The organism is Massilia atriviolacea, from assembly GCF_003953935.1.
GTDB lineage: Bacteria > Pseudomonadota > Gammaproteobacteria > Burkholderiales > Burkholderiaceae_D > Telluria_A > Telluria_A atriviolacea.
In genome coordinates, this window is the sequence record NZ_RXLQ01000032.1 from 1 (window position 1) to 19,810 (window position 19,810).

The window sequence follows — 19,810 nt, forward strand, 5'->3', positions numbered from 1 at the left end:
TCGCGCTTGGTGCAAACCGGGGTTTTTTTTCGTCCATATTTTCTTCATTTATTCCACTTCACACCGCCTTCATTCGCACTGCACACGGCCGGACTATGCTGGTTCCACTGGCAATGCTGCCGATTTCTGGAACAAGGGCAAAAGTGAACAAGAATACGATCCTGAAACATCGCCGCCTCATGGCTTTCCTGGCATTGCTGCTACTCGCGGCTGCGGGTGTGTGCTGCTACATCTGGGAGCGCAACGGGGCGTATGGCTTCAACGTGCTATGGCGACGTGGCGGCAGCTACTGGGTCGACGTGACGCCCGACGATCCGCGCCTGTCGCCCGCGATGCGCGCCGCGCTCACTGTGCCGGCGCCAAAGGCGAGGTCCGGGCCGATGAGCTGGAAGGAGCCCGAAACAGGATTCGAGGTGGCGGAGTTGCCGGTCATGGTGGACGATCATGAAGTCGACAGCATCCTGCTCACGCGTATCGATCCCGCGCAGTATCGCTTCGTGGTGCGTAATGCTCCGGCCGGTGACAAGGGCATCGACGAATGGGAGCGCGCGGTGCCGCAAGCGCGCCTGATCGTCAACGGCAGTTTCTTCAACCTGAAAGGCTTGCCGGACACCCCCTTTGTCAGCGAGGGAACGGTGATGGGGCCGAGCAACTACAACGCCCGCGCCGGCGCCTTCGTCGCCGGCCAGAATGGCGCCGGCGTCACCGATCTGCGCGATGGCAACTGGCAGCAGGCGCTCGCCGGAGCCAGCAACGCCATGGTCTCCTACCCGCTGCTGATCGGGGACGATGGACAGACCCACGTGAAAACCGACAGCCGCTGGCTGGCCAACCGTAGCTTTATCGCGCAGGACCAACAAGGACGCATCGTCATCGGCACGACCAGGGAGGCCTTTTTCTCGCTGGCGCGCCTGGCGCAATTCCTGAAGGAGTCGCCTCTCGACCTGAAGGTCGCGCTCAATCTCGACGGCGGACCCGTGGCGTGCCAGAGCGTGCGCCTGCCGGGTTACAATCGCAAGCACTACGCCATGTGGCAGTCGCAGATGGAAGGAGAACAGGTCCGCTTGCTCAAATGGCCGATGAGTGAGGCAAGCTGGGGAATGGCAATTGTCCTGACGGTGGAACCGGGGAGCGACTAGCGCCAGCGACGCAATCTTTGGTGGTAGAGTGTCGGTCACGCCGAACCAATCCCATAGCGATGGACTACCAGCAACTCATCACGCAGCGGCGAACGCATCCCGCATGGCGCCTGCTCGCCGCCGACAACGCTGCGATGATTGCGAGCTTTCTGCACGCAAGTTTCATCGCACCGAACCAGCGCACAGTCGGCCGCCAGCAACTGGCCTCGCAGCTGGACGACCATTTGTACCATCTGCACCAGAGCGCCGGCGAGATCCTGTTTCCCAAAGCCGCGACTGCCTATCTGGACGACTGGGCGTCGGACGAACGGGGCTGGCTGCGTAAATACTATCCGCCGGGCGACGACGAAGCCCACTACGATCTGGCCTCGGCCACCGAACAGGCGCTCGAATGGCTCAGGAACCTCGGCCAGCGCAACTTCATCGGCACCGAATCGCGCCTGATGACGGTGTTCGACCTGCTGCACCAGATCGTCGACGGCAGCGAGCTCGATCCGCGCGCGCGCATTGCCGAACTAAAGCGCCGCAAGGCCGATATCGACGTCGAAATCGCCGGCATCAGCGCCGGAAAATTCGCCCTGATGGACCCGACCCAGGTGCGCGAACGCTTTCTGCAAATGGCCGCCACCGCGCGCGACCTGCTGTCCGATTTCCGCGCCGTCGATACCAACTTCCGCACGCTCGACCGTCAGGTTCGCGAACACATCGCCACCTGGGATGGCAGCAAGGGGGAACTGCTGCAAGCGATCTTCGGCCAGCGCGACCTGATCGCCGACACCGACGAAGGCCGCAGCTTTCGCGCGTTCTGGGACCTGTTGATGTCCCCGTCGCGCCAGGACGAGCTCACGGGCCTGCTCGACGCGGTGCTCAAACTCGGACCGGTGCGCGAACTGCAGCCCGACGGCCGCCTGCAGCGTATCCACTACGACTGGCTTGAAGCCGGCGAAGTCACCCAGCGCACTGTTGCGCGCCTGTCCGAGCAACTGCGTCGCTATCTGGACGACCAGGCATGGCTGGAAAACCGCCGCATCATGCAACTGATCCGCGACATCGAACAGAAAGCCCTGGCCCTGCGCGGCCAGGTCGACGAGCGCGTCTTCATGGAGATCGACGAAGCAGCGCCCGCGCTGGCCTTGTCGATGGACCGCACCCTGTACAATCCGCCGTTCAAGCCGAAGATCACGCAGCAGATCGTCAGCGATGACGGCGTCGAGATCGCATCCGACGCGCTGTTCGAACAAATTTACGTGGACCAGTTGCGCCTCATGGCGAACATCCGGCGCGCGCTCCAGACGCGCCGGCAGGTCTCGCTCGGCACCCTGGCGCGCGAGTATCCGATCGAGCAGGGCCTGGCCGAACTGGCCACCTACCTCAAGCTGGCCACGCAAGACATGCGCGCCGCCATCGACGACAGCCAGTCCGAGATCGTCGACTGGCTCGACGACAGCGGCCGCCGGCGCCAGGCAACGCTCCCTCTTATCATTTACGCGGCATGAACCCTGAACCGACCACCCCCAACGACCAGAATCGCCTCGGCCAGCTGCTGGTGGCGCTGTTCCAGGCAGTGCTGTACCGCGACGCCCATGGCGCCCTGTGGCAGGCGCTGATTGAATTACAGGCGCGCGTGCGCGACTACGCCGCCACCATCGGCCTCGAACTGATTCTCGACGACGCCGAAGGCTACGCCTACCTGCGCCAGCGCCCCGCCGTGGAGGGCGAAGCCGAACTGCCACGCCTGATCCAGCGGCGCCAGCTCAGTTATCCGGTCAGCCTGATCCTGGCCCTGCTGCGCAAGAAACTGGCCGAATTCGACGCCACCGGCGGCGACACCCGTCTCGTCATCGACCGCGACCAGATCGCCGAACAGGTGCGTCTGTTCCTGCCCCAGACCGGCAACGAAGCGCGCCTGCTCGACCGCATGGATGCGCACTTGAACAAGGTCGTGGAACTGGGCTTCCTGCACCGGCTGCGGGGCCAGGAAAACCAGTTCGAAGTGCGCCGTATCCTCAAGGCGTTCGTGGACGCCCAGTGGCTGGCTGACTTCGAACAACGCCTGGCTGGCTACGCCGCCCACGCCGCCAGCGGCGAGGAGGAGGCATGACCCAGGCATGCGTGGCCGATATCCCCGCAGGCGACCCGGCGCTCGAACGCGCAGGCTTCCGTCTGCGGCACTTCGAGGTCTTCAACTGGGGCACCTTTCACGAACGCGTCTGGCGCCTGCAACCGGATGGCGACAACATGCTGCTGACCGGCGACATCGGTTCCGGCAAATCGACCCTGGTCGACGCCATCACCACGCTACTGGTGCCGGCCCAGAAGATCGCCTACAACAAGGCGGCCGGCGCTGACGCGCGCGAGCGCAGCCTGCGCACCTACGTCATGGGCCACTATAAGTCCGAGCGCGGCGAGACCGGCCTGGCCGCGCGCGCCGTCTCCCTGCGCGATCACAACACCTACTCGGTGGTTCTCGGCGTGTTCCACAACGAAGGCTTCGACCAGACCGTCACGCTGGCGCAGGTCTTCTGGTTCAAGAACCCGCACGGCCAGCCCGAGCGCTTTTACGTCGTCGCCGACGGCGCTCTGTCGATAGCCGCGCAATTCGCCGGTTTCGGCAGCGATATCGCGCAATTGCGCAAGCGCCTGCGCGCGCTGGCCGGCGTGACCCTGCACGATAGCTTTCCGCCCTATGGCGCCGATTTCCGGCGCCGCTTCGGCATCGCCAGCGAACAGGCGATGGACCTGTTCCACCAGACCGTGTCGATGAAATCGGTCGGCAACCTGACCGATTTCGTACGCGATCACATGCTCGAAGCATTTCCGGTCGAAGCGCGCATCGGCGCCCTGATCGCCCACTTCGACGATCTTAATCGAGCGCACGAAGCGGTCCTGAAGGCCAAGCTGCAGATCGACCAGCTCACGCCCCTGGTCGGCGATTGCGACCGCTACGAAGCGTTGCAGGAACAGCTTCTTCAGCTACGCGGCTGCCGCGAGGCGCTGCGTCCGTGGTTCGCCCGTCTCAAGGGCGAACTGCTGGAAAAGCGCATCGGCATTCTGCAGTCGGAACGCGACAAACTGGGCGGGCGCCTCGACCGCCTGCAGGAAGAAGGGCGCAACCAGATGCTGCGGCGCGACGACATCGCCCAAGCCATCGCAGCCAACGGCGGCAATCGCATCGAGCAAATCAAGGGCGAAATCAAACGCCTGCAAGGCGCGCGCGACGAACGCACGCGCCGCTCGCGCCAGTACGATGAGCTGGCCGCCGCCGTGGACCTGCCCGGGGCGTCCGAAGCGAGCATGTTCGACGCCAACCGGCGCGCCATCGACGACGGCAAGGCCGGCTGCGTCGCGCGCCGCGACGACGCGCAGAACCAGCTGATGGTTGCCGGCGTAAGCCTGCACGAACTGCGCGACAGGCACGGGGCCATCACCACCGAACTCGATTCGCTGCGCCAGCGCCGCTCCAACATTACCAGCCAGATGCTGGCCGTGCGCGCCGCCCTGTGCGATGCGCTGCGCATCGCACCGGATACCTTGCCCTTCATCGGCGAGTTGATCCAGGTGCGCGAGGAAGAACGCGCATGGGAAGGCGCGGCCGAGCGCATGCTGCACAGCTTCGGCCTGTCGCTGCTGGTGCCGGAAGCGCACTACGGCGCGGTGGCCGCGTGGGTCGACGCCACCAACCTGGGCAACCGGCTGGTCTACTTCCGCGTGCGCACCAACGTCAGCGCCGACCATCACGGCCTGCACCCGGACGCGCTGGCGCGCAAGCTGGCGATCAAGCCCGATTCGCCCTTTTACGGCTGGATCGACGCCGAGCTGGCGCGCCGCTACGACCACGCCTGCTGCGATACGCTCGACCAGTTCCGCCGCGAAAAGCGCGCCGTCAGCCGTAATGGCCAGGTCAAGGCCGGCGGCGAGCGCCATGAAAAGGACGACCGCCACCGCATTGACGACCGCTCGCGCTATGTGCTCGGATGGTCGAACGAAGGCAAGATCGCCGCGCTGGCCAAACAGGAACGCGACCTGTCCACGCGCATCCAGGCGCATGCGGCGAAAATCCAGTCGGTCAAAGGCGAGGTCGATCGCCAGAACGCCTTGCTGGGTACCTGGAATCAACTGGCGACCTACGCCGATTTCAGCGATCTCGATTGGAAGCCGCTCCTTTCCGCCATCGATGCACTCGAACGCGAAAGGGAGGCCCTGGCCGCGTCGTCCGACCTGCTGCGCACCCTGGAGCAGCAATTCGTCGAGCTGACCGACGCCATGACGGCGACGCAAGCGCAGGTCAGCAGCGCCACCATCGAGCACGCCAGGACAGTCGAAAAGCTGGAGGTGGCCGGCGCCGCCCTCGACGACTGCGCCGTTTTGCTGGACGCGACTCCGGAACAATCGCGCGACCGGTATTTTCCGCTGCTCGACGCGCTGCGCACCGAGGTGTTCGGTGAGCATACGCTCACCGTCGAATCGTGCGACAACCGCGAGAAAGAAATGAGGCAGGAACTACAGAACCGGATCGATGCTGAACAAAAGAAGATCGACCGCCTGCGCGACGCCAACATCCGCGCCATGGAAAGCTACACAACAGCGTGGCCGCTGGACGCGCGCGAGGTCGACGTGAGCATCGACGCCGCCGCGGAATTTCGCAAGATGCTGGCGGTCCTCCAGGCCGACGACCTGCCGCGCTTTGCCGGACGTTTCAAGGAACTCCTCAACGAAAACACCATCCGTGAGATCGCCGGCTTCCAGTCGCAGCTCAAGCGCGAGCGCGAGACCATCCGCGAGCGCATCGACACCATCAACGGCTCCCTGCACCAGATCGACTACAACCCGAACCGCTACATTGCGCTCGAAGCGGAGAGCAATCTCGATGCCGACCTGCGCGACTTCCAGCAAGACCTGCGCAGCTGCACCGAAGGGGCGCTGACCGGATCGGCGGACGAGGAATATTCGGAAGCGAAGTTCTTGCAGGTCAAACGCATCATCGAACGTTTTCGCGGACGCGAAGGCAAGGCGGAAATGGACAGGCGCTGGACGCGCAAGGTCACCGATGTGCGTAACTGGTTCGTGTTTTCGGCCTCGGAGCGCTGGCGCGAAGATGGCCGCGAACACGAACACTACACCGACGCCGGCGGCAAATCGGGCGGCCAGAAAGAGAAGCTGGCCTACACCGTGCTGGCCGCCAGCCTGGCTTACCAGTTCGGACTGGAGTGGGGCGTCGTGCGCTCGCGCTCCTTCCGCTTCGTGGTCATCGACGAAGCCTTCGGGCGCGGCTCCGACGAATCCGCGCGCTACGGGCTGGAACTGTTCAAGCGCATGAACCTGCAACTGCTGATCGTCACGCCGCTGCAAAAGATCCATATCATCGAACCGTACGTGTCCGGCCTGGGCTTCGTGCACAGCGAAGAAGGCCGGCAGTCGATGCTGCGCTACCTGACGATCGAACAGTATCAGGCAGAGCGCAGCGCGCGTGCCGCATGAGCGCCGTATGAGCCCGACCGCGCCATGGTCCACCGGGGCCACGCTCCGCGCCCAGCTCCAGCGGATGTGGGACGACGGGCGCCTGCTGGCCGCGCGGGTACGCGGCGAGGCCGTGTTCCCGCTCGAACTGCGCCTGCGCCAGCCCACCGTGGCGCAAACCGGCGAACGTTTCGACGAAGTGCGCGCATGGATCAGGGACCTCGACGCCGGCAGCAAGACGGCGCAAGGCCACGGCTACCGGATCGTCTGGCGCGAGGTCAATCACCGCCAGCTCGGGCGCAACCGGATTCCCGACAGCGTGGTATTCGACAGCGACCAGGACGCCCTGTGCCTGATCGGGCGCCAGGCCGAGGCCTGCCGCTTCGATCGGATTGTCGCCGCCACCATCGGGCTTTTTCCACAACTGCACGACTGGCTGGCGCGGCGCGCGCTCGCGGTACTGGAGCAGGGCGAGGCATGGGCGCGCATGCTGGCGATCCTGGAATGGTTCGCCAGCCACCCGCGCCCCGGCCTGTACCTGCGCCAGCTCGACATTGCCGGTGTCGACAGCAAATTCATCGAAACGCGCAAAGCCATGCTGGCCGAATTGCTCGACCTGGTGCTGCCGGCCGGCGCCATCGATACGAATGCAACGGGCGCGCGCCAGTTCGAAGCGCGCTACGGCTTATTGAGCAAACCTGCGCTGCTGCGTTTCCGTATACTCGATCCGGCGCACGCGGTCCAAGGCTTGTCGGACCTGGCCGTGCCGCTGGGCCAGTTCACCGCCCTGCAAACGCAGGTGCGGCGCGTCTTCATCACGGAAAACGAGATCAACGGCCTGGCCTTTCCGCAGATGCCTGAGGCGATGGTGATTTTTGGCGGCGGCTACGGCGTCGAGCGGCTGTCCGGCGTCGACTGGCTGGCCACGCGCGAGGTGTTCTACTGGGGCGATATCGATACCCACGGCTTTGCGATCCTGGACCGCCTGCGCGCCGGCGTTCCGCATGCGCGCTCGATCCTGATGGACAGCGCTACCCTGATGGCGCACCGCGCGCTGTGGGGAACGGAAGACGCCGACAAGCGCTTCGCCGGGCAGCCCTCAAGACTGGCGCGCGACGAGCTGGCGCTGTTCGAAGCGCTGCGCGACGATGTGTTCGGAGAGCGCATCCGGATGGAGCAGGAGCGCCTGTCGTACGGCTGGGTGCAGCAGGCGCTGGCCGTCCCGTAGCTACGCGGCCGCCGCGCCCAGTGCATCGGCCGGCGCATGGATCTGCGCATGCGCCACCGCCATGCGCAGCATAGTCGGCGTTACATAGGCGCGATGCGTGCGGTCGATCGCCCACATGTAAAAGCGACCGAAGGCATTCTTGCAGCGCACCCGCGAGCCCAGGCTGAATTCGACCTGGCCGCCCTGCACGATGCGCGCCGCCACGCAGGAGCGGAACGACAGATGCTTGTCGTCCGCGCCCAGCACCACTTGCGCGCGCATGTTGTGCGCGTCCGCGCTTTGCTCCAGCACCGGAAAGCGGTTTGCGAACAGCCGGCTCTTGTCCGGCGAGAGCAGCGACGACACCGGACAGCCGAGCGGCGACGTGCGCAAGCCCATCGGCCGCACCAGCGCATTGCGCACGGCCATCATGCGCGTGACGCCACGCGGGGGATTCTCCATGAAGCCGTCGAGCAGGCGGGTCAGCAAGGCAGTCGCATTACTCTCCTGGAAGTTCGACAAGGGCATGGTCAGGGTGAAGGTGTCTTCGTGATGAAAGGGCGTGCCCTCGAATTGCTTCAGCAGCAAGGACCCGGCCGGCGCGGCATCCAGCTCGCGCACCTCGGCCCCATCGCCGTGATGCGACACAAAGCCTTTCGCGCGGCGCCATGCGCCCCATTTGCCGAGAATCGTGCCGACGCTGCCGCGTGCCGTGTAGCACATCGCGCGTTGCAAGGTACCCGGCGGCGCTTCCAGCGACAGGTCGACCGTGGCGATTTGCCCCTTGGCCATTGCCGCATCGAGCAAATCGGCCACCTCCTGCGGCAGCAGCGAGGTTAGCGACGGAATGCTGGCTTCGTTCGCCAGCACCTGTTGCCGCAGATCGTCGGACAAGTCGCCGCCCAGCTCGTTGGTATGGCAGGACAGGGCAAAAAACACGGGATGCGGACTGTTGCGCGTGAGCGGGGCGAACTGGTGCCAGGTCTCGCCGCCGAAGCGGACCGTGAACATGCAATCGGGCGGAATATTGATGCATTGAAGCGCCCGCAGGAAACTTTGCGGATCTTCCGCGATCTGCGCCGTGGACGCGCTGGAAAAGCGCAGCTGCGCGCCGCCGCTGCCCGAAATCGCGGTGAAGATGCGGTGCCCCGCGTGCCGGTGGAAAGGATGGCCTTTCGGACCGACAACGAAGGAATACAGCGAGGTGGGATCGCCCTTGTCGAAATCGGTACCGCCCAGCTTGGCAGATGGCTCGTCGAGCTCGTCGACAAAATCCTGGTGCTGCTGTTGCCGCGCCGAGACGCTGGCGAACAAATGATTGCCCGAGCCGTGCACCAGCTGCGCGATCAGCGACACGTCGACCGGCAGTCCGCCCGAGCTGGACGGAATCCGCACCGACGGAAAGGTTTGCACAACCTTAATCATTGACAACATGGCACGTCCAGAGAATATATTATTACCCCAATTCTACACGTGATGTAAGTACGCCAAGCGGATTCAGTGCAAGCCGATACCCATCTTGCCACAAGCGGAAACGCGTTACTTCAAGGCGCACAGCGCGTCGTACAAGGGACGTGCGGCTTCCGCGATGCGCTCCAGGCTGGCCTCGCGCAGCGCGCTGGTGTCGACCGTGCTGCTGCTGTCCAGTCCCGCCCAGCGCAGCAGCGCCGCGCAGGCTTGCGGATGGTCGAACATGCCGTGCAGGTAGCTGCCCAGGATCTGGTCGTCGGCCGAGCGTGCGCCCTCGGCCCGGCCGTCGATGCGAAACGCCGGCGTGTCGAGCGCCGCGCCGCTGGAGACGCCCATGTGGATTTCGTAGCCCGCCACGTCGGCCTCGGCGAAGGCGCAGCGGCCGCTCACCTGCGCCAGGCGCTTTTCGGTGCTCAGTTCGGTGCGCAGGTCGAGCAGGCCGAGACCCGCGCTCGCGCCGCTGTCGCCTTCCACCCCGTGCGGGTCGAGTACCTCGCGTCCCAGCATCTGGAAGCCGCCGCAGATGCCGATTACCTTGCCGCCGTAGCGCAGGTGCCTGTCGATGTACGGGCCCCAGCCCTGCTCAACCAGATACGCCAGGTCGCCGCGCGTGTTTTTGCTCCCCGGGATAATCAGCAGGTCGCAGGCCGGCTTGGCCTCGTTCTGGCGCACGAACTGCAGGTCCACGTCCGGATGCACGCGCAGCGCGTCGAAGTCGGTGTGATTGCTCATGCGCGGCAGCGACGGCACCACGACCTTGAAGGCGCCGCGCGAGGCCTGCACCGCCTGCACCGCGTCTTCCGCATCGAGGAACAGCCCTTGCAGGTACGGCAGCACCGCCAGCACCGGTTTGCCGGTCTGCTGTTCCAGCCATTCCAGACCCGGCTCCAGCAGCGAGATATCGCCGCGAAAACGGTTGATCACGAAGCCGATGGTGCGCTCACGTTCGCTCTGCGACAGGCACGAGAGCGTACCGACGATGTGCGCGAACACGCCGCCACGGTCGATGTCGGCCACCAGGATCACCGGGCAGTCGACCGCCTCGGCAAAGCCCATGTTGGCGATGTCGCGGTCGCGCAGGTTGATCTCGGCCGGACTGCCCGCGCCTTCCACCACGACCGCCTGGTACTGCTGGCGCAGGCGCGCGTAGGATTCGAGCACGGCGCCCATCGCCACGGTTTTATACTGGTGGTAGTCGCGCGCGTTCATCTCGGCGCGCACCTTGCCGTGGATGACCACCTGGGCGCCGATGTTACTCGACGGTTTGAGCAGCACCGGGTTCATGTCCGTGTGCGGCGCCACGCCGGCGGCAATCGCCTGCAGCGCCTGGGCGCGCCCGATCTCGCCGCCGTCGGCCGTCACCGCGCTGTTCAGGGCCATGTTCTGCGGCTTGAACGGCGCTACCGCGATGCCTTCGTTTTTCAGCAGGCGGCACAGGGCCGCCACCACGGTGCTCTTGCCCGCGTCGGACGTCGTTCCCTGCACCATCAGGGTGTGAAACGGGAAGCGGCTCATGATTTGCCACGGCGCTGGCGCACGACGTCGAGTTTGTCGCACAGGATTTCGGCGCCCGCGATCATGCGCGGGCCGGAGCGATTGAGCAGGTTGCCGTCGATGCTGAACAGGTTCCCGCGCTTGACGGCCGTCATGGTGGTGTAGGGCTTCCAGAGTGTCAGGCCAACGTCGGTCGGACTGCGCTCGCCGCTGAACAGCGCTTCCGGATCTTCCTGCAGCACCGCTTCCACCGTCACCACGGGCGCGGTGACTTTCAGCTTGCCGAACACATTCTCGCCGCCGCACATGCGCATGGCGTCGCTCAGGATATGGCCGTCGTTGAGGGTGTAGAGCGGCTTGTCCCACACCTGGTAAAACATGCGCACCGGCGGACGTTTGGCATACTTGAGCTGCAGCGCGCCGAGGCGCTTGCGCAGGTCGGCCGCCGCGGGTTCGGCCACGGCTTCGGTGCCCATCAGCTTCCCCAGGCGCGACAGGTTGGAGGCAATGTCATCGAGCTTGCGCGGTTCGCTGTGGAACAGGGGGATGCCGAGCGCGCGGATCTGGTCGATCTGGCGCTCGGAGCTGCCATGCATCCAGACCACGATCAGGTCCGGTTTCAGTGCCGCCACGCGCTCCATGTCGATGCCGCTGTTACTGCCCACTTGCGGCAGGCGCTTGGCCGCTTCCGGATAGTCGCTGTAGGCGACAGCCGCGATCAGCCTTTCGGCGCCGCCGGCTGCGTACAGCATTTCTGTCACGTGCGGCGCCAGCGCAATCACGCGCTGTGCGGGCTTTTGCAAGGTCACGGGCTTGCCATCGTCGTCGTGGACGGTGATGGCGGCGCTGGCGCTCAGTACGAACATGCCGGCGACAGCGGCAAACAGGGTTTTCATCATGATCCTCGGTTCCATTCTTCCAGTGCAAGCGCCAGGCGCCGCCATCCATCGTCATTTAACGGCAGGCCGAGGCGAATGCCGCGCGCCGCCTTGGGGAACAGTCGCACCCAGATGCCGCGTTCGGCCATGTGCTGCCAGAACGCCTCCGGCTGCGCTTCCGGCCACCACTGAAACAGGTCGGTGCCGCTCGACGCGATGCCATTCGCAGCGAGCAGCGTACGCAAGCGCGCGCCTTGCGCCGCAAGGCGTACACGCATCGCCTCCTGCCACGCGCGATCGTTCAAGGCCGCCATCGACACTTGCTGCGCCGGACCGCTGACCGTCCATGGCCCGAGCAGGTCGGCGAGCTGGGACAGCAGGGGGGCGTGCGCGCCGACGAAACCCATGCGCACACCGGCCAGGCCGAAGAATTTGCCGACCGAGCGCAGCACGATCAGGCCGGGGCGATCGCTGTGCGCGGCCACGCTCAGATGCGGCGCGGTGTCGCCGAAGGCTTCGTCCACCACCAGCCAGCCGCCGCGCCGCGCCAGCGCCTCGGCCCAGGCCAGCAAGCGTGCCGGCGCCACGGTGGCGCCGGTCGGATTGTTCGGATTGCACAGCACCAGCACATCGCACTCGGGCAGCGCGGCGTCGAGTGCGTCGTACCGCACTTCGCGCATGCCGTGACCGTGCCGCGCCCAGTGATGCGCGTGCTCGGCATACGAGGGCGCGGCCACCACCACGCGCGACGGCGCCCGCAACCGGGGCAGCGCCTGGATCGCGGCCTGCGTGCCGGCCACCGCCAGCATCCGCGGCGCACCGTAAAAAGCGCTGGCCGCGCGCACCAGTTCAGGATCGGTCTCCGGCAGGCGGTGCCAGGCATTGTCGGCCAGTTGCGGCGCCGGGTACCAGGCCGGGTTCAGCCCCGTCGACAGGTCCAGCCAGTCGGCCAGCGGCCGCTCGAAGCGGATCGACGCCGCGCGCAGGTTGCCGCCGTGTTCAAGCATGGAGTGCTCCTGCGATCAATGCCGCCGTTGCGGCCACGCCCAGCCACAGCGCGGCGGTGGCGCGCACCAGTTTCCAGGCGCGCGCAATGTCGCCCGCCTGCGCGGCGCGGCCCCGTCCCAGCGGCGGGCGCTGTTCGGCCACGCCGTCGTAGGTCGCGCTGCCGCCCAGCGCCAGGCCCAGCGCGCCGGCGCCGCTGGCCATGACCGGGCCGGCGTTCGGGCTTGGCCAGCCCGGCGCCTGCGCGCGCCAGCATTCCCACGCGGCGCGCCGGTGATCGGCCAGCAGCACGTAGGACAGCGCGGTCAGGCGCGCCGGAACGTAGTTCAACACGTCGTCGATGCGCGCCGCCGCCCAGCCGAACTGCAGATAGCGGGTGCTCTTGTAGCCCCACATCGCATCGAGGGTATTGGCGAGCCGGAACAGCAGCGCACCCGCGCCGCCGGCCGCCACGAACCAGAACAGGGTGCCGAACACCGCATCGTTGCCGTTTTCGAGCAGCGATTCGGCGCTGGCCTTGGCCAGGTCGGCCTCGCTGGCGCCGGCGGTATCGCGGCTGACGATGCGCGCCGTCAGCAGGCGCGCCTGGGCCAGGTCGCCGCTTGCCAAAGCCTGCGCGATCGGCAGGTTATGGTCGCGCAGGCTGCGAAAACCGAGGCAGAAGTAGAGCAGGGCGGCGTGCGCGGCCAGCCCCGCGCCGGCGCACAGCAGCGCGCCCAGCGCCGCCAGCGGCAGCACCGCCAGCGTCCACGCCAGCACGCCGCGCAAATAGCGAGCGTGGCGCCCGCCGCCGCAATTGAGCGTGCGTTCGATGCGCATCGCCAGCTTGCCGAAGCCGACCAGCGGATGCCAGCGCCGCGCTTCGCCCAGCAGCAGGTCGAGCAGCACGCCGCCGGCCAGCAGCAGCGCCACCTGCGCCAGCGTCAAGCCACTCAGCATGCCTGGCCTTTGAGCGTGAGCGGCATGCCGGCCACGATGAACAGGGCGCGGTCGCAGACCTTGGCGACGGCCTGGTTAAGCCGCCCCGCCTCGTCGGTAAAGCAGCGCGACACGGCGCCGTAAGGCACGATGCCCATGCCGACTTCGTTCGACACCATGATCACGTCGCCGGGCGCCTGCGGCAGGGCGGCCAGCAGCGCGTCGCACTGTTCGTAGAAGATCGCCGGCAGGTCGATCGCGCCGACCTCGGGGAAGTCCTGGTCGACCGAAAAAATCAGGTTGGTCAGCCACAGGGTCAGGCAGTCGACCAGCACCAGCGTGTCCGGCTCGCTGCAGCGCAGGATCGCGTCGCCGAGCAGCAGCGGTTCCTCGATGGTGGTCCAGGTGCCGGGACGGCTGGAGCGATGGGTCTCGATGCGTAGCGCCATTTCACCGTCGCCGGCGCGCGCGGTCGCGATGTAGACGACTTCCTTGCCCGATTCGAGCGCCAGCTTTTCGGCGTACGAACTTTTGCCGGAACGCGCCCCTCCGAGTATCAGCGTGGTCGTCATGCGTCGCTCCTTGAGAACAGTGCCGCCACCGCAGCGGGGCAGGATGGAAAGTAGGCGTGGAAGTACGACGCCGTCAGCGAGCCGACGCGGTACACCGCCTCGCCGCTGGCGCCGCTCGGATGCTTGACCGTGTGCGCGCCCGGTGCGACCGCCGTTTCCAGCCGCGAGTAGTGAAAAGTATGCCCGCGCAGCAGGCCGTGCGGCGTTTCGAGGCCTTGCGAACCGAGGCCCGCAATCCGCCCTTGCATCGCGACCGAGCCTTCCAGCAGCCCGGCCATCGGCCACACGGTGCCCGCCTGGTCGGCCAGCGAATCGGCCAGCGCCATCATGCCGCCGCATTCGGCCACGATCGGCATGCCTGCCGCATGCGCGGCGCGGATCGAGGCGCGCCAGCGCGCGGCCGCAGCCAGGGTTTCGCCGTGCAGCTCGGGATAGCCGCCGGGCAGGTACACCGCGTCGGCTTGGCCGGGTACCGCTTCGTCGGCCAGCGGAGAAAAGAAGGCGAGGGTGGCGCCCAGCGCGCGCAGCGTGTCCAGGTTGGCCGGGTAGAGGAAGGCAAAGGCGGCGTCGCGCGCAACGGCGATGGTGCGTCCCGCCAGTAGCGGCGCTGGCGCTTCCACGCGCGCAGTCAGGTCGATGCTGGTGCTGCGCAGCCGCGCCCACGCATCGTCGTCGAATTCCAGCTGGTCGGCCAGCAGGTCGAGCAGGCCGTCCACGTCCTGCACCTCCTCCGGCAGCACCAGGCCCAGATGGCGTTCGGGCAGGGTCTTGGACTGGCGCGGCAGCACCGCGACCAGGGGAATGTCGCGCATCGAGGCCGCCACCATCGCGCCGTGGCCCTTGCTGGCGACGCGGTTGGCGATCACGCCCGCCATCTCGACCGGGCCGTAGTCGCGCAGGCCGTGCACCAGCGCGCCGGCCGTTTGCGCCATGGCCGACGCGTCGATCACCGCCATCACCGGCAGGCCGAATTCGCGCGCCAGGTCGGCCGACGACGGCGTGCCGTCGTACAGGCCCATGACGCCTTCGATCAGGATCGCATCGGCGTCCAGCGCGGCCGCGGCCAGCTGGCTGCGGCACTGCTCGCGCCCGACCATCCACAGGTCGAGCGAGCCGACCGGCGCACCGCTGGCGCGTTCCAGCAGCATGGGATCGATGAAATCGGGACCGCATTTGAACACGCGCACGCGCTGGCCGCGCCGCACCAGCGCGCGCGCCAGGGCGGCCGTGACCGTGGTCTTGCCCTGGCCGGACGAGACGGCGGCCACCAGCAGTACGCGCACATCGCGCCGCTCGGCCATCAGAATTCCGTCCCGGCCTGCGCCGCAATGCCGGCCTTGAAGGCGTGCTTGACCACGGCCATCTCGGTCACCGTATCGGCAATCGCAATCAGTTCGTCCGGCGCGCCGCGCCCGGTGATGACCACGTGCTGCATGTCGGGCCGGTCGAGCAGGTCGGCGATGACGGCGTGCACGTCCAGGTATTTGTACTTGAGCGCGATATTGAGTTCGTCGAACAGCACCAGGCCGATCGACGGGTCGGACAGGAAGCCCTTGGCCAGCGCCCACGCTTCTTCGGCTTTTTCGATGTCGCGTTCGCGGTTCTGGGTGTCCCAGGTGTAGCCTTCGCCCATGGCGTGGAAGCTCACTTCGTCGGGAAAGCGGCGCAGGAATTTTTCTTCGCCTGTCGACATGGCGCCCTTGATGAACTGGACCACGGCGACCTTCATGCCGTGTCCCATGGCGCGTACCACCATGCCGAAGCCGCTCGAACTTTTTCCCTTGCCGTTGCCGGTATTGACGATGATGATGCCGATTTCCGTCTGCGCCTCGGCGATCTTCTGGTCGATGATGGCCTTCTTGCGTTCCATGCGCACGCGGTGGCGTTCATTCAGTTCGCTGTTTGCGGTGTCGTCGATCATGCGGGTTCCTCGGTTGGGATGAAAATACGGCGGGCGCCGTGCGGAAGGACTTCAATCGGGTGGCCCAGGTAGCGGCTCAGGACCGGGGCCTGCATCACCTCGTCGACCGGGCCGGCCAGCCATTCGCCGTCGCCCATCATCAGCAGCGCGTGGGTCGATGCCTGGTGCGCCAGGTTCAGGTCGTGGCCGATCATCACGGCCGTCTTGCCCTGTTCGCGGCACAGCTTTGCCAGCAGGCGCATCACGCTGTGCTGGTGCGCGAGGTCGAGCGCATTGGCCGGTTCGTCCAGCAGCAGAAGGGGCGTGTCCTGCGCCAGCATGGCGGCAATCGCCACGCGCTGGCGCTCGCCGCCGGACAGGGTGCGCACGTCGCGCTCGGCCAGGTCGGCCACTTCCATCGATGCCAGCGCGGCGTGGGCGATGGCGTAGTCGTCGCTGCCTTCCCAATAGCGGTTGGCGTGATAAGGGTGGCGCGCGGCCAGCACGGTTTCGATGGCGCGGTAGGCAAAGGCGTCGCTGCGCGATTGCGGCAGGAAGGCGCGCTGGCGCGCCAGTTCTTCCAGCGGCCAGTCGGCCAGCGCGCGCCCGCCGATGGCGATGCTGCCGCCATCGGGCTCGCGCAGGCCGGCCAGGGTGCGCATCAGGGTGCTCTTGCCGGCGCCGTTGCGCCCGATGACGCACCACGATTCGCCGCTGCCTACCCGCCAGTCGAGGTTTGTCACCAGCGTGCGGCTGCCGGCGGTGAGTAACAGTTGGCGCGCTTCGATCATCATGAGCGGTTCAGCCGGTGGAGTTGGTACAAAAAGACGGGCGCGCCGATCAGCGCGGTAATCACACCGACCGGCAACTGCTGCGGCGCGAGCACGGTGCGCGCCAGCGTGTCGGCCAGCACCAGGAAGGCGCCGCCGGCCAGGGTGGCGGCGGGAATCAGCAAACGGTGATCCGGCCCGCAGGCGAAGCGGCAGGCGTGCGGCACGATCAGGCCGACAAAGCCGATGCTGCCGGCGCTGGTGACCGCACTGGCAGTGAGCATGCCGGAGCAGAAAAACAGACCCTTGCGCAGGGCGCTGACGCGAATGCCCAGGGTGGCGGCGGCTTCCGCGTGCAGTGCCAGCACGTTGAGCGAACGCGCGCTGCGCAGGGCGAAAATGAGGCCCACGGCCAGCACGATCCACGGCAGCGGGCGCAAAGGCGCACCGGCGATGTCGCCGATCATCCAGAAGATCATGCTGCGCAAGCGGCTTTCGGGCGCGATCGACAGCATCAGGGTCACCAGCGCGATGCAGGAAGTGGAGAGAATCGCGCCGGTCAGCAGCAGCAGGGACGAGCCGCCTTCGGCCGCCGCGTTGCCGCGCAGGTCGCGCCGCGCCAGCATATATAACAGCATCGAGACGGCGACCGCACCGGCAAAGGCGGCCAGGTCGACCATCCACATGGCCCACATGAACAGCAGCGCGGCCAGTGCGCCGACCGAGGCGCCGGCCGAGATGCCGAGTACATACGGCTCGGCCAGGGGATTGCGCAGCAAGGCTTGCATCATCACGCCGGCCAGCGCCAGCGCGCCGCCAGTGACAAAGGCGACCAGTGCGCGCGACAGGCGCAGGTCGAGCAGAGTGGCGGGCAGGGTCGAGGTATCGCCTTTCGCAAGCGCCATCAGCGCGGCCGGCATGTCCGCCAGCGGGACCGGCACCGAGCCGACCATCCCGGCGATCACCAGGCTAGCCAATGCCAGCAGCGTCAGCGTCGTGATGATGACGCCGGCCCTGTGGCGCATGGTGCGAAAGAAGGGATGCATGCGATTCCTATTTGCTGCCGTAGCGGATGCCGGCAAATACCTGGCGGCCCGCGGTGGCGTAATTGCGCGCCAGTTCGTATTGTTTGTCGGCGACGTTGTTCAACCGTAGCACAGCCGACCAGTCCGGTGCAAAGCGATAAGAGGCGAACAGGTTCACCAGGCCGTAGCCGGGCAGGGTGTTGCGGTTGGCCAGGTCGTCGAAGCGCTTGCCGGACAACTGCACGCCCACGCCGGCGATGACGTTGCCGGCGTTGTATTCGACGGCGAACTTGGCGTGGCGTTTGGCGCGCCGCTGCAGGTTTTTGCCGGTGGTGTCGTCGCGCGGATCCTGGAAATCGATGGAGCCGCTCATGTCGACGTCGCCCAGGCGAGTGCGCGCGCCGAGCGTGATGCCTTCCAGGGTGGCGCGGTTGACGTTGTAGGCGCAGCCGTTCGGGTGCGACGCCAGCTGGACCGGGCATTTGCTGGTGTTGACCAGCAGGTCGGTCAGGCGGTTGCGGTAGTACACCGCGCTCGCCTCCGTCGTGCCGTCGTTGTAGTACGCGCCGCCTTCCACGTTCTTGCCCTGTTCGGGCTTGTTGGTATCGACCCCGTAGCCCGGGTAATACAGCTCGTTGAAGGTCGGGGCGCGGAAACTGGTGCCGGCGCTGGCGTTCACGCGCAGCGCGCGCGTGAGTTTGTAGCCGTAGCCGACGCCGCCGGTGACCTTGTCGCCGTACTGGGTGCTGTCGTCGCGGCGCGCGCTGGCGCTGGCCAGGTGCTTGCCGCGCTTGAGCGAGTAGGCGGCGCCGGCCGAATTGGTGGCGCGGCTGGTGTTCAGGGCGCGCGTGCTGTCGGCGAAGACGCCTTCCACGCGCCGTTCCAGCACCAGTTGCAGCAGGTCGCTGCCCAGCGCGATATCGTGCTGCATGCTGTAGGCGTGCACGCGCGTGTCGATGCGGTTGCTGGCGGTGGCGCTGGTGAAGTTGACCGATTTGTCGTCCGCCTCGGATGCCTGCAGACTCATTTTCCAGTTGGTCGTGAACTGGTGCTTCGAGTACACGGCGATATTGTCCATGTTCTGCACGCTGCGCACGTCGAACGGGGTCGGCCCGGAATCGTACTGCGACTTGAGGTGGCTGTGCAGGTACAGCAGGCCCGCTTCGTGGCCCTTGGCCAGCACGATGCCCAGCTGGCCGCTGGCGCTGTCGCGCGTGTAGCCGTCGTTGTCCTTGTTGTACGACGAGGTGCCCGGTTTGGTGGCCGAAAAGCCGTCGTCCTTGTCCTTCGACAGGCCGAAGGCGTAATTGATGCTGTTCTCGCCTTCGCTGGCGCCGGACACGCCGAAGGTCATGGCGCGCGCCTTGTCGCTGCCCGCTTCCACGCCTGCGCTCACGCTGGCCGGACCGGCGCCGCGCCGGGTAAAGATCTGCACCACGCCGCCGATGGCGTCGGCGCCGTACATGGTGGCCAGCGGGCCGTAGACGATTTCCACCTTGTCGATGTTCGCCAGCGGCAGGGTGGCCCAGTTGGCGATGCCGCTGGTGGAGGAGCCGATGCGCACGCCGTCGACCAGCACCACGGTCTGTTTGGCGTCGCCGCCGCGAATGAACACTTGCGATGCGGTGCCCGGCCCGCCGTTACGCGTGACCTCGATGCCGCGCTGCTTTTGCAGCAGGTCGACCACATTGCTGGCGCCCGAGCGCGCGATATCGCTGGCGCTGATCAGGACATGGTCGCTCAGGACGTCGGAAGACGGCTGCGGCGCGCGCGCGGCGGTGATGATGACGGCGGCAACTGCGGTGTCGGCTGGGCTGTCGGCGAGGGCGTGAGGGGCGGTAAAAGCTAGCGCGAGCGACGTCAGCGCCGCGTGGCGTACAACAGGAAAGGTCATGACAAGTCTTCAGTGAATGCGATTGCGAGCAACCGGCCGACGTCCCCGTTGGCCAGATTGAAAAGAAACGCGCGAAAGCGG

General features: G+C 66.6%; 16 protein-coding genes. 5 read left to right on the forward strand and 11 right to left on the reverse strand.

The window, feature by feature from the left end; all coding sequences use genetic code 11:
* The 5 genes from EJB06_RS30695 to EJB06_RS30715 all read left to right on the forward strand — a co-directional run.
* Positions 1-1,139, forward strand: a 1,139-nt coding sequence (locus EJB06_RS30695; protein WP_229427365.1) for a phosphodiester glycosidase family protein, incomplete at its 5' end; no start/stop codon positions are given.
* Positions 1,140-1,198: 59 nt separating this feature from the next.
* The gene (locus EJB06_RS30700; RefSeq protein ID WP_126077830.1) at positions 1,199-2,635 is read left to right on the forward strand and encodes a DUF3375 domain-containing protein; all 1,437 of its coding nucleotides are present in this window, start codon (positions 1,199-1,201) and stop codon (positions 2,633-2,635) included.
* Positions 2,632-3,240: a DUF4194 domain-containing protein gene (locus tag EJB06_RS30705; RefSeq protein WP_126077831.1), complete on the forward strand. Its 609-nt coding sequence runs from the start codon at positions 2,632-2,634 to the stop codon at positions 3,238-3,240. The genes EJB06_RS30700 and EJB06_RS30705 overlap by 4 nt, the downstream gene beginning before the upstream one ends.
* Entirely contained in the window at positions 3,237-6,617 is a 3,381-nt protein-coding gene (locus tag EJB06_RS30710) for an ATP-binding protein (protein WP_126077832.1), read from the forward strand. The genes EJB06_RS30705 and EJB06_RS30710 overlap by 4 nt, the downstream gene beginning before the upstream one ends.
* A 7-nt stretch (positions 6,618-6,624) precedes the next feature.
* Positions 6,625-7,824: a DUF3322 domain-containing protein gene (locus EJB06_RS30715; RefSeq protein WP_126077833.1), complete on the forward strand. Its 1,200-nt coding sequence runs from the start codon at positions 6,625-6,627 to the stop codon at positions 7,822-7,824.
* On the opposite strand, the gene EJB06_RS30720 is transcribed toward EJB06_RS30715, so the two are convergent.
* The 11 genes from EJB06_RS30720 to EJB06_RS30770 form a co-directional block, all read right to left on the reverse strand.
* Positions 7,825-9,237, reverse strand: coding sequence for a DUF2867 domain-containing protein (locus tag EJB06_RS30720; protein WP_126077834.1), 1,413 nt, complete (start codon positions 9,235-9,237; stop codon positions 7,825-7,827).
* A 105-nt stretch (positions 9,238-9,342) separates the two neighbouring features.
* On the reverse strand, positions 9,343-10,788 hold the full coding sequence (locus tag EJB06_RS30725) for a cobyric acid synthase (RefSeq protein ID WP_126077835.1): 1,446 nt from the start codon (positions 10,786-10,788) through the stop codon (positions 9,343-9,345).
* Positions 10,785-11,663: a cobalamin-binding protein gene (locus EJB06_RS30730; RefSeq protein ID WP_164558088.1), complete on the reverse strand. Its 879-nt coding sequence runs from the start codon at positions 11,661-11,663 to the stop codon at positions 10,785-10,787. Before EJB06_RS30730 ends, EJB06_RS30725 begins: the two co-directional genes overlap by 4 nt.
* Positions 11,663-12,652 carry a threonine-phosphate decarboxylase CobD gene (gene cobD / locus EJB06_RS30735; protein ID WP_126077837.1) on the reverse strand — a complete coding sequence of 330 codons (990 nt, stop codon included), beginning with the start codon at positions 12,650-12,652 and terminating at the stop codon, positions 11,663-11,665. Before cobD ends, EJB06_RS30730 begins: the two co-directional genes overlap by 1 nt.
* Positions 12,645-13,589, reverse strand: a complete 945-nt coding sequence (gene cbiB / locus EJB06_RS30740) for an adenosylcobinamide-phosphate synthase CbiB (protein WP_126077838.1) — start codon at positions 13,587-13,589, stop codon at positions 12,645-12,647. Before cbiB ends, cobD begins: the two co-directional genes overlap by 8 nt.
* Entirely contained in the window at positions 13,583-14,140 is a 558-nt protein-coding gene (cobU, locus tag EJB06_RS30745; protein WP_126077839.1) for a bifunctional adenosylcobinamide kinase/adenosylcobinamide-phosphate guanylyltransferase, read from the reverse strand. Before cobU ends, cbiB begins: the two co-directional genes overlap by 7 nt.
* A complete protein-coding gene (locus EJB06_RS30750; protein ID WP_126077840.1) occupies positions 14,137-15,441 on the reverse strand; it encodes a cobyrinic acid a,c-diamide synthase CobB in 1,305 nt (434 codons plus the stop codon). The genes cobU and EJB06_RS30750 overlap by 4 nt, the downstream gene beginning before the upstream one ends.
* A complete protein-coding gene (gene cobO / locus EJB06_RS30755) occupies positions 15,441-16,061 on the reverse strand; it encodes a cob(I)yrinic acid a,c-diamide adenosyltransferase (RefSeq protein WP_126077841.1) in 621 nt (206 codons plus the stop codon). Before cobO ends, EJB06_RS30750 begins: the two co-directional genes overlap by 1 nt.
* Positions 16,058-16,834, reverse strand: a complete 777-nt coding sequence (locus tag EJB06_RS30760) for an ABC transporter ATP-binding protein (protein ID WP_404932200.1) — start codon at positions 16,832-16,834, stop codon at positions 16,058-16,060. The genes cobO and EJB06_RS30760 overlap by 4 nt, the downstream gene beginning before the upstream one ends.
* Positions 16,831-17,856, reverse strand: a complete 1,026-nt coding sequence (locus tag EJB06_RS30765) for a FecCD family ABC transporter permease (RefSeq protein WP_126077842.1) — start codon at positions 17,854-17,856, stop codon at positions 16,831-16,833. The genes EJB06_RS30760 and EJB06_RS30765 overlap by 4 nt, the downstream gene beginning before the upstream one ends.
* A gap of 7 nt (positions 17,857-17,863) precedes the next feature.
* A complete protein-coding gene (locus tag EJB06_RS30770; RefSeq protein ID WP_126077843.1) occupies positions 17,864-19,729 on the reverse strand; it encodes a TonB-dependent receptor plug domain-containing protein in 1,866 nt (621 codons plus the stop codon).
* Positions 19,730-19,810 lie beyond the last annotated feature (81 nt).

Excerpts from the sequence above, each read along its gene's own strand:
- EJB06_RS30700 (WP_126077830.1), top strand. The coding sequence starts at position 1,199 with ATGGACTACCAGCAACTCATCACGCAGCGGCGAACGCATCCCGCATGG.
- EJB06_RS30705 (WP_126077831.1), top strand. The coding sequence starts at position 2,632 with ATGAACCCTGAACCGACCACCCCCAACGACCAGAATCGCCTCGGCCAG.
- EJB06_RS30710 (WP_126077832.1), top strand. The coding sequence starts at position 3,237 with ATGACCCAGGCATGCGTGGCCGATATCCCCGCAGGCGACCCGGCGCTC.
- EJB06_RS30715 (WP_126077833.1), top strand. The coding sequence starts at position 6,625 with ATGAGCCCGACCGCGCCATGGTCCACCGGGGCCACGCTCCGCGCCCAG.
- EJB06_RS30720 (WP_126077834.1), bottom strand. The coding sequence starts at position 9,237 with ATGTTGTCAATGATTAAGGTTGTGCAAACCTTTCCGTCGGTGCGGATT.
- EJB06_RS30725 (WP_126077835.1), bottom strand. The coding sequence starts at position 10,788 with ATGAGCCGCTTCCCGTTTCACACCCTGATGGTGCAGGGAACGACGTCC.
- EJB06_RS30730 (WP_164558088.1), bottom strand. The coding sequence starts at position 11,663 with ATGAAAACCCTGTTTGCCGCTGTCGCCGGCATGTTCGTACTGAGCGCC.
- cobD (WP_126077837.1), bottom strand. The coding sequence starts at position 12,652 with ATGCTTGAACACGGCGGCAACCTGCGCGCGGCGTCGATCCGCTTCGAG.
- cbiB (WP_126077838.1), bottom strand. The coding sequence starts at position 13,589 with ATGCTGAGTGGCTTGACGCTGGCGCAGGTGGCGCTGCTGCTGGCCGGC.
- cobU (WP_126077839.1), bottom strand. The coding sequence starts at position 14,140 with ATGACGACCACGCTGATACTCGGAGGGGCGCGTTCCGGCAAAAGTTCG.
- EJB06_RS30750 (WP_126077840.1), bottom strand. The coding sequence starts at position 15,441 with ATGGCCGAGCGGCGCGATGTGCGCGTACTGCTGGTGGCCGCCGTCTCG.
- cobO (WP_126077841.1), bottom strand. The coding sequence starts at position 16,061 with ATGATCGACGACACCGCAAACAGCGAACTGAATGAACGCCACCGCGTG.
- EJB06_RS30760 (WP_404932200.1), bottom strand. The coding sequence starts at position 16,834 with ATGATGATCGAAGCGCGCCAACTGTTACTCACCGCCGGCAGCCGCACG.
- EJB06_RS30765 (WP_126077842.1), bottom strand. The coding sequence starts at position 17,856 with ATGCATCCCTTCTTTCGCACCATGCGCCACAGGGCCGGCGTCATCATC.
- EJB06_RS30770 (WP_126077843.1), bottom strand. The coding sequence starts at position 19,729 with ATGACCTTTCCTGTTGTACGCCACGCGGCGCTGACGTCGCTCGCGCTA.